This window comes from Bacillus sp. AF62 (genome assembly GCF_050312695.1).
Taxonomy (GTDB): domain Bacteria; phylum Bacillota; class Bacilli; order Bacillales; family Bacillaceae_G; genus Bacillus_A; species Bacillus_A cereus.
The window spans coordinates 159,819-176,504 of the sequence record NZ_JBNPJZ010000058.1 but is presented as its reverse complement, the minus strand read 5'-3'; the positions used below and the strand labels follow the sequence as shown (position 1 = coordinate 176,504).

Here is a 16,686-nt window from a genome sequence, read left to right as displayed (position 1 = left end):
TCTTGAATAATAATGTCCTATCAATTTATCATTAAATAAATGTAAAAAATGACTCTATTTATTCATTTTTAATGCGTAAGTATGTACATTTGTTAATTTATTCGATATATTATGGGTATTGAATGATTACGTAAAGTGTAAAGGTCGCTTATATAACACCTTATATTTTTATATCCGTGAAAACTACAAAGTGTATGAAAATCCATTTGTCAAATGAATTTAGTGCGGAAGGAGGTTTGTGGTTACTTCATAGGGTATAATAATCAGTTTTTTACTGATAAAAATATAGGAGGCGACATAATGTTTCGTACGATTTCAAATTTCATGAGAGTAGCTGAGATAAGAAGGAAAATCCTTTTTACACTAGCGATGTTAATCGTTTTTCGAATTGGCACGTTTATTCCAGTTCCTCATACTAACGCAGAGGTATTAAAAGTACAAGATCAAGCTAACGTTCTAGGTATGTTAAACGTATTTGGTGGAGGAGCATTGCAACATTTCTCAATCTTTGCTGTAGGTATTACACCATATATTACAGCTTCCATCATAGTACAATTACTACAAATGGATGTTATACCTAAGTTTTCGGAATGGGCAAAGCAAGGAGAAATGGGCCGTAAGAAATCAGCTCAATTCACTCGATACTTTACAATCATTCTCGCATTCATACAGGCCATCGGAATGTCTTATGGCTTTAATAATATAGCAGGTGGACAATTAATAACAGATCAAAGCTGGACTACATACTTATTTATTGCGACAGTTTTAACTGCAGGTACTGCATTTTTACTTTGGTTAGGCGAACAAATTACCGCTAACGGAGTTGGTAATGGTATTTCGATGATTATCTTCGCAGGTCTCGTTGCCGCGATTCCAAATGTTGCAAATCAAATTTATTTACAACAATTCCAAAATGCTGGCGATCAGCTATTTATGCACATAATAAAAATTGTTTTAATTGGACTCGTAATTTTAGCGATAGTTGTTGGTGTTATTTACATTCAACAAGCTGTACGTAAAATACCGATCCAATATGCAAAAGCTGTTTCAGGAAACAATCAATATCAAGGAGCAAAAAACACGCATTTACCGCTTAAAGTAAATAGTGCTGGTGTTATACCAGTTATCTTTGCTTCTGCATTTTTAATGACGCCGCGTACAATTGCGCAGCTCTTCCCTGATTCAAGCGTATCAAAATGGTTAGTTGCAAATCTTGATTTCGCACATCCAATTGGAATGACACTTTATGTCGGTCTTATCGTTGCTTTCACATACTTCTACGCATTTATTCAAGTAAATCCTGAACAAATGGCTGAGAATTTGAAAAAGCAAAATGGATATGTTCCTGGTATTCGTCCTGGTAAAGCAACTGAACAATATGTAACTAAAATTTTATACCGTTTAACATTTATTGGTGCAATTTTCTTAGGTGCAATTTCTATATTACCGCTCGTATTCACGAAAATTGCTACGTTACCACCTTCTGCTCAAATTGGTGGTACAAGCTTACTTATCATTGTCGGTGTAGCACTAGAAACTATGAAGACGTTAGAAAGCCAGCTTGTAAAACGTCATTATAAAGGCTTTATTAAAAAAGTGAATTAATTATAAAAAACACACTATATTTTAAAGACATAGTGTGTTTTTTATTTTATATAAATATCGCCATTAATTCTCGATTTTAAAATCCTTATTATTGTGCATGTAAAATACCTTGAAGTACAACTTCTAATCCCCAGCGGAACCTTTCTTCTCCACCAGACAACATATCATCTTTTAAGCTTACAATCATCGGATACTTTACTACATCTAATGTTTCGTACGAAGCACGAATTGCGTCAAGTGTAGTTCCCTTTTCTTTACGTGCTGTTTGTTCAAAGGCGACTGAAACAGCATATAACAGTAGAATATCTACTCCCCATGCTGATGATTTCGCATTTACTCCTCCTAGGTGTAATTGGTGCAAAATCCGTTCGGTAAGAGCTAACGAATTTGGTCCAATTGGAATTGTCATTAAAGCCAATTCTGCCATTCCAGGGGAATTGAACAAAATTCTGAAATATGAATATACAAGTTCAAATAATTCTTTTTTCCATGTTTCATTTTTGACATCTATTTCTTCAATGTTTCCTAGACCATAATCTAATACAAACGCTCTTAATTCATCAGCATTTTTAACATAAACATATAAAGAAGATGGTCCTGTATCTAGCACTTTTGCAATTTTTCTCATACTAAGGCCTGATATTCCTTCAGACTCCAGGAGGTTATATGCGGTTTTCACAATGATTTCTTTACTCAATGGTTCTTTTGCTGGTCGCGAACGACGGCTATTCGTTGTATTTGTTTTCTCTTCCATAGTTCTCCTTAATTACATCCAGTTTTATTGTTGTCCATGAAGTTGATTCATAAGATTGTACATTTTAATAGCAGCATCTTCTGAAAAACAAATTTCAAGGTTATCATTTGAGATAGCAGCAGATTGTGAAGAATAATCGTACATTTTTCCTTCATAAGTTTTGATTGCTTCGTTCAAATCGTCATACTTTACAATAGCTAGTGCAAGTTCTGCTGCATCACGCATAGCTAGGTTCACACCTTCTCCAGCAAATGGAGACATTAAATGAGCAGCATCACCAATTAAAGTAACACCAGGTGTACTATTCCAAGTTAGCCCCACAGGTAACATATAAATTCGTCTAGGAAAAATTGCACCATCTGCACATCTAATATAATTTTTAAGAGTTTCATCCCAGTCCTCAAAATATTGTAGAAGTTGACTCTTTGCTTCTTCTACATTTTCAAATGGAATCCCACAATTATCAAACCATTCTTTATTAGTTCTAAAACTTAAGTATACTCGAATACTGTCATCTCCATTTAACTGTGTCAAAATACCTTTTTGATCCGAAAGCGCAAAGACTTTACCACGTCGATTAAACTCCGCTATTCCCGGATGATTTTCCGTGACATTTTGCAAATTCAATTCAATCATACTAATTCCAGTATATTGCGGTGCCGAATCTGTGACAAGTGGGCGAATTTGTGAAAAAGCACCATCTGCCGCTACAACTAAATCCACAATATCTACATGTCCATTTTCAAAATGAAGTTTATGCATACCATTTTCTAGAGAAACGGCTTTTATTAAATTATATCCCCAATGTATACATTCTGAATCAACAGAGTTTAAAAGCAACTCACGCAAAGTACCACGATCAATTTCAGGACGATTCCCGCCAGCTGAATCTGCTTCTTCATCTAAATATATTTTTCCACTTTTATCAAATAATCGAAAATCTTCTCCCTCATATCTAGCAAATTCATAAAATTTCTCTAACAATCCTGCTTCTTTTAGCGCTTCTTGACCAGTATCATGATGGATATCTAATGAACCTCCTTGTTGACGAATCATTGGGGATGTTTCTCTTTCATACACCACACTTTTTAAACCATGTTGTTGTAATATACGAGCTAATGTTAATCCTCCTGGTCCAGCGCCTATAATGGCAATTCTTTTTTTCGTATTTTTCGTTCTTTCCATCATTAATCACACCTTACATGTTTTTGAATTACTTGTTCTATTTATAACATAACGAACACTGTTCGTAAAGTACAGTGTTCGTTATTCTCTAAGAAAATTATGGTAACGGCTCCAATAAGAAAAACATGCTACAAATTAGTAATAGCATGTTTTTTGTGTCATCTATTTATTTAAGTTCTCAAAACACTTTAGTCGTTTCTATTTAAAGCTCCTTCTTTAATAGCTTCCCTTGCTTAAAATAAGCTCCAATTGTTGTACGGTTTGCTAAAAATACACCTATCAAAATGAAACAAGCCCCCATTCCCATTGTAGGATTTAAGGGTTCTCCTAATACGATATACCCTACGATAATTGCTATTAATGGTGATACATATAACCACGTCGATGGAAATACTGGGTTTGTTTTTGATAAGAGCCAGTAATATAATCCGTGTCCACCGATCGATCCGATAAATATGAGATATAAAATAGGCCATTGTACACTCCATGAAGTTAATACAGTTACATTTGGTTGTTCTACAATAATAGATGCGATTAGTAGTAAAATCCCTCCATAAAACATTTGAATTCCGTTAATAAGAAATGGTGATACATTTGATAAATCTGAAAGTATTTCTTTTGAACGAATAGAGCCTATTCCGTAAAATAACTCTCCTATAACTAAAACAATACAAGCAATACTCCATATGAAACTTACTTGTTGATGCATTCCTGGTAAAGAAACAAATATAACACCTATTAGTGCAATAACTAAAGCAACGAGTTGTTCCTTTTGTAATTTCTCCCTATTCCTCTTTGCTTGTATTAATAAAATCATCATTGGTCCCGTAGCAGAAAGAACAGCAGCTAATCCCGAAGAAATATATTGTTCTGACCAATATAAACTTGCGAATGTCATAAATGTTAAACAAAATCCAGCATACATAATACGTTTTGAAAATATATGTGGCATAATTTCTTTTCGCTTTAATTTAAAAATAATCATAAGAATTATACCCGCTAAAAAGAAGCGAATTCCTGCTGAAAACAACGGTGGCGCCCCTGCTTCAATTCCAATTTTAATCGTTAAAAATGTTGTCCCGAAAATAATACACACTAAAATGTAATTAAAAATGACCATTTTACTTCCTCCTTTTTACTCTTAAAATGAGTATAGAGGCTATGGTGTATAACAGTGTATCGGTACATATAACAGTTACTTCAAGTTGTAGTTGATTCCCTATATATTTTTCGCTTTAATTAAATTAAAAAGAAAAATAGGTGAACCTATGAAGATTGTATTGCGTAAAGAATCAAACATACCGTATTACAAGCAAATATATATGCAAATTGTTGAAAGAGTACAAAGTGGTATGCTTTCACATGGCGAATCCCTTCCTTCTTTACGTTGTATGGCCACAGATTTACAAATCAATGTATTAACTGTTCGTAAAGCGTATAAACAGTTAGAAACGAAAGGGTATATACGCATCGAACAAGGAAAAGGTGCTTACATATATAAACGTGTAAAGAAAGATTTCAAACCGATACCGTATAAATGGCAACAATCAAGATCTATTAATGTTATGCGTTCTCAATATGCAATGAATAAACACCGTAAATATTATGATTTTTCACAAGCAATTCTGTATCCCCGTCTGTTACCAAATCCATTTTTGACAGACGAAATGCATAAATTGCTAGATAAAAATCCGATGTTGTTAGCAACTTATGGGCCAGTTCAAGGCGATTATGAATTGCGAGTTGAAATAGCAAATTACTTAAATGAACACCAGAAATTAGTGACGGACCCATCTCAATTATTAATTACAAGCGGAGCACAACAAGGAATTGATTTAATTGCTCAAACATTATTAAAACCTGGAGATACTGTATTAGTAGAAAGTCCGTGTTACAGTGCCGCGCTTGATGTTTTCATCAATAAAGGTGTTCAAATCATTCCTGTTTCTCTTGATAATCATGGAGTTTGCTCCGACTTAATTGATGATATTTGTCAAAGTAAAAATCCCGTTTTATTGTATACGAATCCGACCTTCCAAAACCCGACAGGTACAGTAATGAGTAAAGAACGAAGAATGGAACTTATAGAACTAGCGGAGCTATATCAATTTTTTATCATTGAAGATGATTCTTTCGGAGAAATATATTTTGAAGATGCTGTAGTACCACCTCCAATCAAAAGTTTTGATAAGGATGGCCACGTAATATATATAAAAGGATTTAGTAAAACGTTAGCACCAGGATTGCGTATTGCAGCACTTATTGCCGATGGCCCTATTTTTGAATGGCTATATGCAGTGAAAGGTTCAATGGATATCGGTAGTCCTTTATTAACACAAAAGGCACTTCTACCGTTTTTACGTGCGGAACGTATGAAAAATCATTTAGAAAAATTACGAACAGCTTTACAAATGAGACGTGATTTAACAATTGATATATTATCGCCATTAAAAGAACTAAACTTTGAAATACCAAATGGCGGTTTTAATTTATGGGTGACACTGCCTGATTCGATAGATCCCTTTACCTTATTACAAAAAGCAAATGAAGTAGATGTCTCTTTTTTACCAGGAACAGCTTGTCTATTAAATTACGAAACAAATGATAACCAATTAAGAATTAGCTATTCAATGTTAAACGAGAAAGATATGGAAATTGGATTAGAGAAATTACACGATACAATACGAAACAGTATTTATTAGAAGTAATATCACAATAGCCAACAATAAATAATACCTGCAAATGAAAATGTATAGTATGGGATATTATCTATTGTTGAGCTTTTTCGTTATTCAAATCTAGTTACTCTATAAGCTGTAATCTTGATTATCATTCCACTTTAACTACAATCTTTCCTCTAACATGTTGTCCTTCACTCAAAATATGAGCTTCTCGAACTCCTGCTTCATTAAATGGCACCACTTTACTTATGATTGGTTTGATTTTCCCGTTTACAATTAAAGCTGATAATTCTTCTAATTGTTTTCCATTTGGTTTTAGCCATAAAAATCCTGATTTTATTCCTTCTACTTTTTGTAGTGGTTCATGAACAATGGAAACTAGAACACCACCAGGTTTAATAATTCGAAAACTTTTTTCTTGCACTTCGCCACCTATTGTATCTAACACAATATCAAAATCTGATACTAGTTCTTCAAATTTATCTTTTTTATAATCAATAACGAGATCCGCTCCTAAAGACTGTAAAAATTCTTTATTTTTTCTACTAGCAGTCGTGGCAACAAAAGCTCCAAATGATTTTGCGATTTGGATTGCCAAACTTCCAACGCCACCAGCTCCAGCATGAATGAATACACGGTCATTTTCTTTTATTTTTGCGTAATCTACAAGACTTTGCCACGCTGTAAGTCCTGCAAGAGGAATAGAAGCTGCTTCTTCGTAACTAATATTATTAGGCATATGTGATACTAAATCTAATTGTACTGCAATGAATTCAGCATAAGAGCCGCTTCCTATATTTTCAGGTTTCGTAAACACTTTATCTCCTATATTGAAACACTCTACATCTTCTCCAACTTCTTCAATAACTCCAGCTACATCTAATCCTAAAGTGATTGGAAATGAAAAGCGTAACTGTTCTTGTAACTCACCTTTTCTTATTTTCCAATCAACTGGATTAACAGATGTTGCATGAATACGTATTAATACCTCATTATTCTTAACAACCGGTTTTAAAACTTGTCTTTCTTTTAATTCTTCAACACTGCCATATCGATCAATAACAATTGCTTTCATTTCCTCTCCTCCTTACTGTTTATTTTAATAACATACAATTATTTCTCAAAATTTTTTGCCTTGAATTACCATATACTTATTTTTGGGGGTAATTATGCAAAAAGCATTATAAAGTAAAACTTTAATCATTCCTCACCAATCGGGCTCTTACTGCCCGGCAAATAGCGGGATGAATTTCAAAAAGAATCTTACACACATCTTAGAATTATTCAAAACTGTATTATTAATTAAATTCAAAAGAAATGGGGCTAACTTTATGAGTGAAAAGATATTTAAAATAAACGGTATTGATATATGTACAGAAAGCTTCGGTAACTCTAATGATCCCGCTATTTTATTAATTATGGGAGCTACTTGTTCAATGATATATTGGGATGAAGAATTTTGTGAACAGTTGGCGAACACAGGAAAATTTGTTATTCGCTTTGATAATCGCGATGTTGGACGCTCTGTTACATATGAACCTGGCACTTCAAATTATTCAGTAACAGATATGGCTGAAGATGCAATCGGGGTATTAGACGCTTATCATATTGATAAAGCCCATCTTTTTGGTATGTCATTAGGTGGTATGATTGCTCAAATTGCCGCTGTAAAACATCCCGAAAGAATTTTGACGCTAACTTTACTAGCGACTAGTGTAATAGGATCTGATAATAATACTCGCGATTTACCCCCAATGGATGAAAGGATTTTAACACATCATGTAAAGAGCGCAAGTATTGATTGGACAAATAAAAATGATGTGGCAGAGTATTTAGTTTCAGGATCTCGTCTATTATGTGGATCAGAACGAATATTTGATGAAAATAGAGTTTATACACAAGTAAAACAAGAAATAGAACGCGCAAACAATTTATTAAGTATGTTTAATCACGCTTTACTTCAAGGTGATGATGCATATGAAGGTGTACTTCACTCCATACAAGCACCAACATTGGTTATTCATGGAACAGACGATACAGCACTCCCATTTGAACATGGCCTCGCACTAATTGATGAAATTCCAAGCTCAGTATTATTAACTCTTAAAGGGGCAGGTCATGAAAATCATCCAAATGATTGGGAAAGCATAATTACTGCGGTTTCTAAACATACATCTGAAATTTAGACAAACAAATAATTAACAGAAGGGGCACAAATTGTATTGTGCCCCCTTCCATTTACAAACAAAAACCCATCACTGTATTCGTATGTATAGTGATGGGACTTCTTATATTTTTCTATGTTTAAAAAAATGGACAATCTAATTGATCAACAGATTCCCATAATTTTTTTTTTGCATTTTCGGTGGATGTATTTGCTTCTAGTGTCATGTTTTTAAAAGGGTTTACTTCGACTTTTAATAAGGATGAAGGCTCCACATATAATGAGAAAACATGGCTGCTTGGTAAAGCTTTTGAAACGTCAATATCTCCTACTTGTTTAAATAATTGCTGCGCAGCAAAAAAGAAGAAATTAGTTGGATTTGATTGTTTATTCAGCCACGCAAGCATTTCAGGTGATACCGATTTATGAATATTGATTTTTACTCGATCACCACGTTTATATCGCCTAGATCGCATACTTCCACCAACTAACTTATCGTTAAGTTTGTAAATCCTAACTCTTTTTGCTTATGCTCTCTATATTTTGGCGAACAAGTATATACTAATAATCCTCGTGCATTTGTAAATAACGGATTATCTACAAAGATTACATTTTTGAGTCGTCCTTTTTGCTTTAAAATCATTTTTAAACTATTTTTAATAATTACTGCACCCCCGCCATAAATAAACACGTATGGATCGTCTTTCATATCATCAATTTTATTTATAATATCTGTTGCGACACGCGCTGCTAAACCTAATAGTGCCGGCTGTGATTCCTCAACTAATAAGGTATTTCTCGGATGCGTATCATTTAAATAAATTTGATTGAATTCTGTAATACTATCAATCGTCTTAGTTGGATACTTCCGGTTCCATCTCGTAATGATTTGTAGTAACGTCTCTTTTACACCATAAGATAAACCTTTACTTAGTTGCGGACGGAAATTTACCCCTAATGAAACAACTTCTTCTGTCGTCCCTGCACCAATATCAAAAGAGAGTAGAGTTTTATCTACAAAATCAATTTCAGAAACTTGATTTTGCTCACATTCTATTTTATGTTTCACAACATTTCCTTCTTCATCGTATACAATGCCCCACGTCCCAGAAGCACCCTCAGGCAGGCATTTACAATACTCAATTGAAACATTAATTGTCACATCGCGTCCGTTCGGATAATGGAAAATAACCTTATGATTTCCCATATAACGTTTTGCATTTTCAGCAGCTATTTCTTGTGTAATAAGCTGCATAGGAAGAGCGACAGATAAATCATAACGAATATTAATATGGCTAGAAGTTGGACTTTGACGCATAGCGCTTACCGCCAAACCTGATAGTATTGTAATAACCATTAACTCATCCGTTGACTTATTTGATTTCTTCTCTACCTCAGTACCTTTTAATTGATCTTGAATGACTTTTTCTCCAACGATGTATCGTACATTATTAAGCATTAACGATGGCGAACTTATAGTCACATCAATGTGGTTTTCTAATTCAGATAATGAAACATCTACCTCATCTAAGAGTCCTGTCGGCTCACCTATATATAAAGAATAAATACTCGGAATAAAAATAGGGTCTTGCCCTTTCACCATTAACTTCAAACCGTTGTTTCCTGCATCTGCACCAGCTTTTAAAAGTATAGACATAACTACCCCCTAAATTAATCTGACATCCCTTCCAAATATATGCGAGCCCATTCTTTTACATTCAAATGTATTGTAATTTTTTATTTATCATAAAACCAAAATATTGCATACTTACATATTATATGTAAAAAGTATTTGACATGATACTTTTCCAATTTTATACTTATATTTGTAAAGAGTTTTTTACAATCGAGGGGGGCAATTATTTATTGAATACTAAAAAAACTATTTTTATAATCATTGTTTTAGCATTAATTGCAATACTAGTACATGGCACATATAAATACATCACTGAAGGTTCTATTTTGGGTGGTACGATTTTTGCTATCTCGTTAATACTTAGTAATTTAATTAATCACATTACTTGGGGAGATCCCCACGGTGTATCAGAAGAAAGTCAAGATGAAATGGGCCAACAAATTACATATAAAAGCTTTAAAATTGCGTATTTTGTGCTTGTAGTTGTAATGTTCCTTTTATTAATCTTCTCCGAAGGATTTTCTATGGGGGCTAATTTAGATGGCGTTAAAAACCTCCCTCTGTTCATCGCAATTTGCTCTTCATTCTTTATTTATCCTATTGTCGAACTCATAGTTGCAAAACAATATAAGTAAAAAGATGAGGTTTTCTACATGTAGAAAACCTCATCTTTTTATATTTACATACTCTCTACAATTGCTTTTAATTTATTCACAGTACGCCAATTCCTAACTGTAGCTGGTGTATGTAACTTCTGAAACTGGTTCATTAATTTAGAATTTCGAATGCTATTTTTGAAAAACAAATAAGCAACCTTCTCATCTATATAGCAATCTTCAAGTTCACTTTTAAATGTAAGCAATTGACTACTTTCCTCTTCAGAAAGTACATTAGCTAAAAAAGCAACATGAACACTTTCTCCTTCTAACAATGAATGAACTTCATACGGACATTGTTTAATAATATTTATAAATTCACCATATGTTCTTAGCATGACTGGAACATCGAAATCAAATTCATTTTTTATTTCAGATTGTATTCGGTCCTTTAGAAAGCTTATATCTTCCTCAGATTCGAACACGATATTACCACTTTGTATATATGTTTTCACTTGTTTTAACCCTATTGATTCAAACACTCGTTTTAAATCAGCCATTTTGATTACTTTATGTCCACCGACATTGATTCCTCTTAGTAATGCAATATAAAGTGTCATATTATTCCCCTCACAATAAAATAAACTTATCAATTGAATCGATTTTCCCACTCATATTTCTCGGATATTTGTTTTAATTCTTCTAACATATCATGAATAGATAATACCTCAAATAAAATAATAGACTCACTTGAAAAATGGTGATGATAATGATTTGGTTTATAATCTTTTAAATCATTTTTATAACTCCAAAATTGCTTGTCTAATTCAGCAATAAGTTTCAAATGTTCCTCATCAATTTCATTACAACGGTTTCTCAATATAGCAATTATAGAATGAATTGTTCGTTGTAATATTTCCCTTTCACTTTGTGACCAGTCACAAGTCTCAATTGACACTCGAGCTAAATTATCTATATGGTAAATGATTTGCTGTAATATATGAAGTTGGTTCTGCATGGTTAAAAAGCTTCTCATTTCCTTCTTTGTATGTTGATGATATTTCCAATCTTTCTGCTCATATTGAACAAATTGTATCGCCTTATGCAATAATACAGTCAATTTAGATAAATCCTGAGCGGTCTCCTTTTTCATACCTTTTCCTGCAACTAATGCAGTAATCCATTCTTCCATAATATTTGCTGTTTTAGCAAATAGATCCTCTGTACATCCAAAAATCGTTTTCGTGTAGTGTGGTGGGAAAATGAAAAAATTCACTAAAGTAGATACTATAATACCAGTAGATGTAGTAGCTAAACGAATTAAAAATGCAGTGAAATAATGATCTGCCGTAATTGGAATCATAGCTACAGCAGTTAAAGTTGCGACTAATGTTCCCGCATGTAACCTTAGTTTTTGACATGTAACGATCGTAAACATCGCAGCTAATGCATAAGAAATTGCTTGATGACCTAAGAAAAATGTGAACGTCATGGCATATGCCGATCCAATTGTTGAGGCCGGAAAGCGAATAAGCCCTTTTTTTATTGAGTCTGTTGCAGTTGGTTCAATTGTAACAATTGCTGTTATTACAGCAAAAATAGTTGGAATGTTAAAAAATTCACAAACTAACACTGTAAGAAAAACTGCAATCCCAGTTTTAATCACTCTTCCCCCAACGATATTCCATTTTCTATCTTGATTCATTTTTTATATCCTTCATTTCTGTTTCATTTTATATACATATATTATATATTACTAAAATAAAAAAACCTACTACGTGAATATTCAAGAGTAAGTTTTCTATCTCATTATTTCATTATAGGTAAATGCATTATTATTTGTTGGCCAATTGGTCCCATTCTTCTAAAACCTTTATCCTCGAAGCCCACTTTTGCATATAAATTTTGTGCAGGAATATTTCTTTCATTCACAGCAAGTACAACTTCATTTTTTATTGGAAAATAGCATTTTACAAACTCTTCTAATAATAACAATGACTTTTTAGCGAATCCTTTTCTTTGTCTATTGTGATTAATAGAAAATGACGTTAAAAGTAAAGCATCCTCATTATCTGTGAACTCCTTTACTCTATCTCCCGTTTCCAATGCGAAAAGACCCACCGGTACCCCATTGTAATCTAACATAACAATCACATTTTTTGTACGATCACTTTTTGCTTTTTCCAGTAATGCGCTTGGATCTGCTGTAAACTGAACTTGTTCACTTGGTAAAGTAAATGTTTGTATAACTTCTTTATATTTCTCCTTATACGGAACTAATTGAATTTCCCCTGTGTGTATGTTCATGCTAAACTCTCCCATTTTTTAGCTTATTAACTTATACCTTGCTGTGCTTTTGAATGCACTCTTCCATCTAAAAAGGTAATTTCAACAAATGAATTTGGATTGTTTCCTTTCCAAGCAAAAATTTGTTTAATTTGTGTAGAATGTTCTACCCCTTCTTCTATAAGTAAATCCCCTTCAAAACCAATTAAATCTTTCACTTCTGTATAAGTCATTCCTTCATTTATGTTCGAGAAATGATTTATATTGATAGATTCTTTCTGTTGCCTTTCCATCACAGTAGAAGAAGTTGCTGTTTGATTTTTCACTTCTTTTCTCTTTTCACACGCTGTCATACTGAAACCTAAGCATAAACTAAACAATATACATGCGCTTTTTTTCATCATAACAGTTGTCCCTCCCATCATAATTAAACCATATATTCCCTTAAAAATAAACTGAATATTTAATATTATACTTAAAAACCTCGCACAATTAAGTACGAGGCTAATTTCATTTATTCAAATGATTATTTGATTGATCATCCTGTTCTTTTCTTAACTCTTGTTCTTCATCTTTTGGTAATTGTTTATCATTATCTTTAATTGGATTCGTTTCTCGATTTTCAATCATATCATTTGGAACTTGTGGCATTACTCGTCCCACAATAGCCGCTAATTCATCTAGTATACCTTCACCTGTTTTTCCTTTTTTAATTTGCTTTCCGATTTGTTTGAGGCGTTCATACGTATCAACATCTGCTACAACGACTGCATTAGCACCGTCAGGGTCATTTTTTAAACTTTCTGCAACAGAATATTTAATTGATTCAACACGAGTTCGATCAAGTTTTGCTTTTACGTCTATACCTACAATAGCATATTTTCCAACGACGACCGCTGTCGCATCATTCACACCTGGCACACTTGCTGCTAAAGATGCTAAATGATCTGCCGCTTTTTCATTTGGCTTATTTGATTTATTCGTATAATTAACATTTTTCATTGAAACATTTTTTTGTTCCGGCTTTTCGTTTGGGTTTTCTTTTGTTCCAATACTGCATCCAGTTATAACGAAGCAAAGCATTAATATATATATTAGAGTTTTCATCATTTTCACCACTTCACTTTTAAGGTTTAATCATAAATTTTTTCAACAGCTTGCATTTTCTTTACCTTTTCCTCGGCCCCGCTATTAGCATTAATGAATATTTGGTACGTATCTTTTCCTAAAGTACCTACAAATTCATAGCAAAGTACTTCATTATGCAAATCATTAACTACTACAGCTTTACGTTCTTCCATTACTTTTACATCCGGATTGATTTTCTTTCTTGCTTCTGCTGCAGTTAGCTTTGCCGATGGAACTGTTCGTTTTTGATGTGACGCTAAATATTCTTTTGCGGAGAACCCTACGATAGAACCGTCATCTAAAGCAATTTTCATTTGGATTGCTTCTGGATAAATTCGTACTCCATTTTCATTTACTACATACGTAAATACACCAACATTATCATATTGAGAGCTATCATAAAGCTCCATATTATTAAACTTATGGTCCTTTAAAAATTTCAAACCTTTACTACCTGCATCGTTTAAACTAACTTTCTGTTCTTTAATTTCGCGGTTATTCATAACCCAAATTGGATATCCGCCTTTTCCGGTAATATCCATATAGAACTCATTGTTCGTTGCTTCATCTTTAATTTTCACACTATAGAAGGATTCTTTCGCACCTTTTCCACTTTTCTCTACATCTACTTTTTCATTTCCTTTTAAATTCAAAAACGATTTGGCAATTTTCGCTGCTTCATCTTTAGAAATTGCCTTTCCTTCCGCTTCAAATCCGCCTTTTTTATTTTTTTGCGCACTTGTAAAGGTCGGTCCGAAGTTTGTAGAAGAATATGATGTTACGTTTTTCTCTACAGTTTTCAATCCATCAATAATTGTGTTATCTGCTGGATCACGATTTGATGCAAGTGCCATTTCTACATCCATCCAGCGTAAATTATTTTTCAAAACAAGATGTTGTACTTTTCTTAGTTCATCTTGTATATTTCCTGCATTTGAATATAAAGTTTGTAGCGTTTTATATTCTTGCTCATTTAACGGCTCTTTTTCTAAATCACGAATGGCTGCACGGTAACTGAAATCACCGATATTCGCTAAAAATTCTTCCGTTTTATTAAATGGCATTAATGTTAAAGGAAGTTGTCCTACATCTGAGCGAGCTTCAGATGTTAAACGCCATACATCCGCTAATGCAGGTGATAAAGATGATCGTGAATTCATCGCAAGTGTTGTACCAATTTTATCGTGTAATAAATCGACTTCGTATGCTAAATCATGGAATGCACGTTGATAGCTATTTTCCGCTCGAATTAAAACCGCATTTTTCTCTTGGTGCTCTTTATAGCCCCAATAGCCTGTTCCTACTACACCGACTGTTAATAATACAATGATAATACCTCGTAACATTGTCCCACCTCCGCTCTATTTACAGAAAATATGTTTACCGATTTTTTTAATTTGTGGACGAGTCCAAATCCATTTACTAGTCGCAGTATCTGGATTGAAATAATATAAAGCATTTCCTGTTGGATCCCATCCGTTAATCGCATCTAAAACTGCTTTTTTTGCTGTTTCATTTGGCGTTAAATATATTTGTCCATCGGCTACCGCGGTAAATGCTCTAGGCTCAAAGATTACACCTGAAACAGTATTTGGGAATGACGCACTTGTAACACGATTCAAAATAACGGCAGCTACTGCAACTTGTCCTAAATACGGTTCACCACGTGATTCTCCGTATACTGCGTTTGCCATAAGCTGAATATCATTTTGAGAATAACCGTTCGGAACATTTGTCCCTTTATTTTGAGGTGGTTTATTCTCTTGTGCAGTTCCGCCGCTATTTCCTTTATTCGTTGTCGTCCCTTTATTAGCAGTTGACTTGTCATACTTCGTTGCCTTCACGAGCATTTGCTTCGTTTTAGCTCCAGCTAAACCATCAACGGGTAATCCGAATTTCTCTTGAAAATTCCGAAGTGCCCAGTATGTACCCCATCCGAAAACACCATCCACTTTTCCCGTATAAAATCCGTTATATTTCAAACGAGATTGCAGTTCAATGACATCTTCGCCAGATGCTCCTCTTTGAATAACTTGATTAGAAAAAGCTTCTACATTCTTTAGTTGTATACTACTGACCATTAAAGACAGCCCTATGAACGCAAGTAAAACTGCTATTTTAAAAATAGCTTTTTGGCGCATAATTTTCCCTCCTTAATTACGGAAATGATTTCTTGGTTATGTTTTGTAAAAGCCTCGCTTTTATGTAAAGAAGACAAAAAAATCCAAACTAATATCGTTGAAAAAATATGTAAACAATATAAAAAAAGGATGAAAGGAGTTCATCATGAAGAAATCGTTAAAACGTGTCGCACTCGTCATTCTGTTCCTAACAACATGTTCAAATATATATACAGACTCATCAATTGTTCATGCGCAGCCGCCGTATGCCAAATGGGGTAAACTTGCCGTAGAAAAGACGAAAGAACAATACCCAAAAGCAGAAATTATTGACTATCTTCATATAGGTAGAAAACCAAAAACAGTTCAAATAACTGTTGAAAAATTTAAATTGTGGTTACGTGAAGATGGAAAAGAATATGGTGTTTTTGTTGATGTAGAATTTGAAACGAAGACGGAGAAATTTATAAAGTTGTCGTTTCAGAAGACGAGTAGATAAAGTGAAACTTTAATCAGTCCTCACCAATCGGG

The 16,686-nt window shown here is 33.6% G+C and carries 18 protein-coding genes; 5 read left to right on the top strand and 13 right to left on the bottom strand.

The window, feature by feature from the left end; translation table 11 throughout:
- Positions 1-300 precede the first annotated feature (300 nt).
- Positions 301-1,605: a preprotein translocase subunit SecY gene (gene secY / locus ACQRBL_RS12935; protein ID WP_000490135.1), complete on the top strand. Its 1,305-nt coding sequence runs from the start codon at positions 301-303 to the stop codon at positions 1,603-1,605.
- An 88-nt stretch (positions 1,606-1,693) separates the two neighbouring features.
- On the opposite strand, the gene ACQRBL_RS12930 is transcribed toward secY, so the two are convergent.
- From ACQRBL_RS12930 to ACQRBL_RS12920, 3 genes are all read right to left on the bottom strand, one after another.
- Complete coding sequence (locus ACQRBL_RS12930; protein ID WP_277509404.1) at positions 1,694-2,359, bottom strand: TetR/AcrR family transcriptional regulator; 666 nt, start codon at positions 2,357-2,359, stop codon at positions 1,694-1,696.
- 24 nt (positions 2,360-2,383) lie between these two features.
- A complete protein-coding gene (locus ACQRBL_RS12925) occupies positions 2,384-3,547 on the bottom strand; it encodes an FAD-dependent oxidoreductase (protein WP_411995552.1) in 1,164 nt (387 codons plus the stop codon).
- A 199-nt stretch (positions 3,548-3,746) separates the two neighbouring features.
- Complete coding sequence (locus ACQRBL_RS12920; RefSeq protein WP_000234338.1) at positions 3,747-4,664, bottom strand: DMT family transporter; 918 nt, start codon at positions 4,662-4,664, stop codon at positions 3,747-3,749.
- A 148-nt stretch (positions 4,665-4,812) separates the two neighbouring features.
- Here ACQRBL_RS12920 and ACQRBL_RS12915 point away from each other — a divergent pair, with 148 nt between their 5' ends.
- Positions 4,813-6,246, top strand: a complete 1,434-nt coding sequence (locus ACQRBL_RS12915) for a PLP-dependent aminotransferase family protein (protein WP_223617849.1) — start codon at positions 4,813-4,815, stop codon at positions 6,244-6,246.
- Between the two features lie 127 nt (positions 6,247-6,373).
- On the opposite strand, the gene ACQRBL_RS12910 is transcribed toward ACQRBL_RS12915, so the two are convergent.
- Positions 6,374-7,300: an NADP-dependent oxidoreductase gene (locus ACQRBL_RS12910; protein ID WP_166695083.1), complete on the bottom strand. Its 927-nt coding sequence runs from the start codon at positions 7,298-7,300 to the stop codon at positions 6,374-6,376.
- A 256-nt stretch (positions 7,301-7,556) separates the two neighbouring features.
- On the opposite strand from ACQRBL_RS12910, the gene ACQRBL_RS12905 reads away from it, so the two are divergent.
- Positions 7,557-8,411: an alpha/beta fold hydrolase gene (locus tag ACQRBL_RS12905; protein WP_001290786.1), complete on the top strand. Its 855-nt coding sequence runs from the start codon at positions 7,557-7,559 to the stop codon at positions 8,409-8,411.
- Between the two features lie 118 nt (positions 8,412-8,529).
- Here ACQRBL_RS12905 and ACQRBL_RS12900 read toward each other — a convergent pair whose 3' ends face one another.
- Together ACQRBL_RS12900 and ACQRBL_RS12895 are read right to left on the bottom strand one after the other, a co-directional pair.
- Positions 8,530-8,865, bottom strand: coding sequence for a hypothetical protein (locus tag ACQRBL_RS12900; RefSeq protein ID WP_001257761.1), 336 nt, complete (start codon positions 8,863-8,865; stop codon positions 8,530-8,532).
- Positions 8,866-8,876: 11 nt separating this feature from the next.
- Positions 8,877-10,046 carry a ParM/StbA family protein gene (locus ACQRBL_RS12895; RefSeq protein ID WP_000025623.1) on the bottom strand — a complete coding sequence of 390 codons (1,170 nt, stop codon included), beginning with the start codon at positions 10,044-10,046 and terminating at the stop codon, positions 8,877-8,879.
- Between the two features lie 209 nt (positions 10,047-10,255).
- On the opposite strand from ACQRBL_RS12895, the gene ACQRBL_RS12890 reads away from it, so the two are divergent.
- Complete coding sequence (locus ACQRBL_RS12890) at positions 10,256-10,660, top strand: hypothetical protein (RefSeq protein WP_001093141.1); 405 nt, start codon at positions 10,256-10,258, stop codon at positions 10,658-10,660.
- 44 nt (positions 10,661-10,704) lie between these two features.
- Here ACQRBL_RS12890 and ACQRBL_RS12885 read toward each other — a convergent pair whose 3' ends face one another.
- From ACQRBL_RS12885 to sleB, 7 genes are all read right to left on the bottom strand, one after another.
- A complete protein-coding gene (locus tag ACQRBL_RS12885) occupies positions 10,705-11,241 on the bottom strand; it encodes a DUF1697 domain-containing protein (protein ID WP_000177386.1) in 537 nt (178 codons plus the stop codon).
- A 29-nt stretch (positions 11,242-11,270) separates the two neighbouring features.
- Positions 11,271-12,326, bottom strand: coding sequence for an aromatic acid exporter family protein (locus tag ACQRBL_RS12880; RefSeq protein WP_023522130.1), 1,056 nt, complete (start codon positions 12,324-12,326; stop codon positions 11,271-11,273).
- 104 nt (positions 12,327-12,430) lie between these two features.
- Positions 12,431-12,943 (bottom strand): GNAT family N-acetyltransferase, encoded by a 513-nt coding sequence (locus ACQRBL_RS12875; RefSeq protein WP_411995553.1) that lies wholly within the window; start codon positions 12,941-12,943, stop codon positions 12,431-12,433.
- A gap of 11 nt (positions 12,944-12,954) precedes the next feature.
- Positions 12,955-13,311 (bottom strand): hypothetical protein, encoded by a 357-nt coding sequence (locus ACQRBL_RS12870; RefSeq protein ID WP_016512697.1) that lies wholly within the window; start codon positions 13,309-13,311, stop codon positions 12,955-12,957.
- Between the two features lie 106 nt (positions 13,312-13,417).
- Positions 13,418-14,014, bottom strand: a complete 597-nt coding sequence (locus ACQRBL_RS12865) for a YhcN/YlaJ family sporulation lipoprotein (protein WP_000854060.1) — start codon at positions 14,012-14,014, stop codon at positions 13,418-13,420.
- 26 nt (positions 14,015-14,040) lie between these two features.
- Entirely contained in the window at positions 14,041-15,381 is a 1,341-nt protein-coding gene (gene ypeB, locus ACQRBL_RS12860; protein WP_016081334.1) for a germination protein YpeB, read from the bottom strand.
- 15 nt (positions 15,382-15,396) lie between these two features.
- Complete coding sequence (sleB, locus tag ACQRBL_RS12855) at positions 15,397-16,176, bottom strand: spore cortex-lytic enzyme (RefSeq protein WP_001249053.1); 780 nt, start codon at positions 16,174-16,176, stop codon at positions 15,397-15,399.
- A 145-nt stretch (positions 16,177-16,321) separates the two neighbouring features.
- On the opposite strand from sleB, the gene ACQRBL_RS12850 reads away from it, so the two are divergent.
- Positions 16,322-16,654, top strand: a complete 333-nt coding sequence (locus ACQRBL_RS12850; protein WP_016512695.1) for a DUF3889 domain-containing protein — start codon at positions 16,322-16,324, stop codon at positions 16,652-16,654.
- The last annotated feature ends 32 nt before the right edge of the window (positions 16,655-16,686 follow it).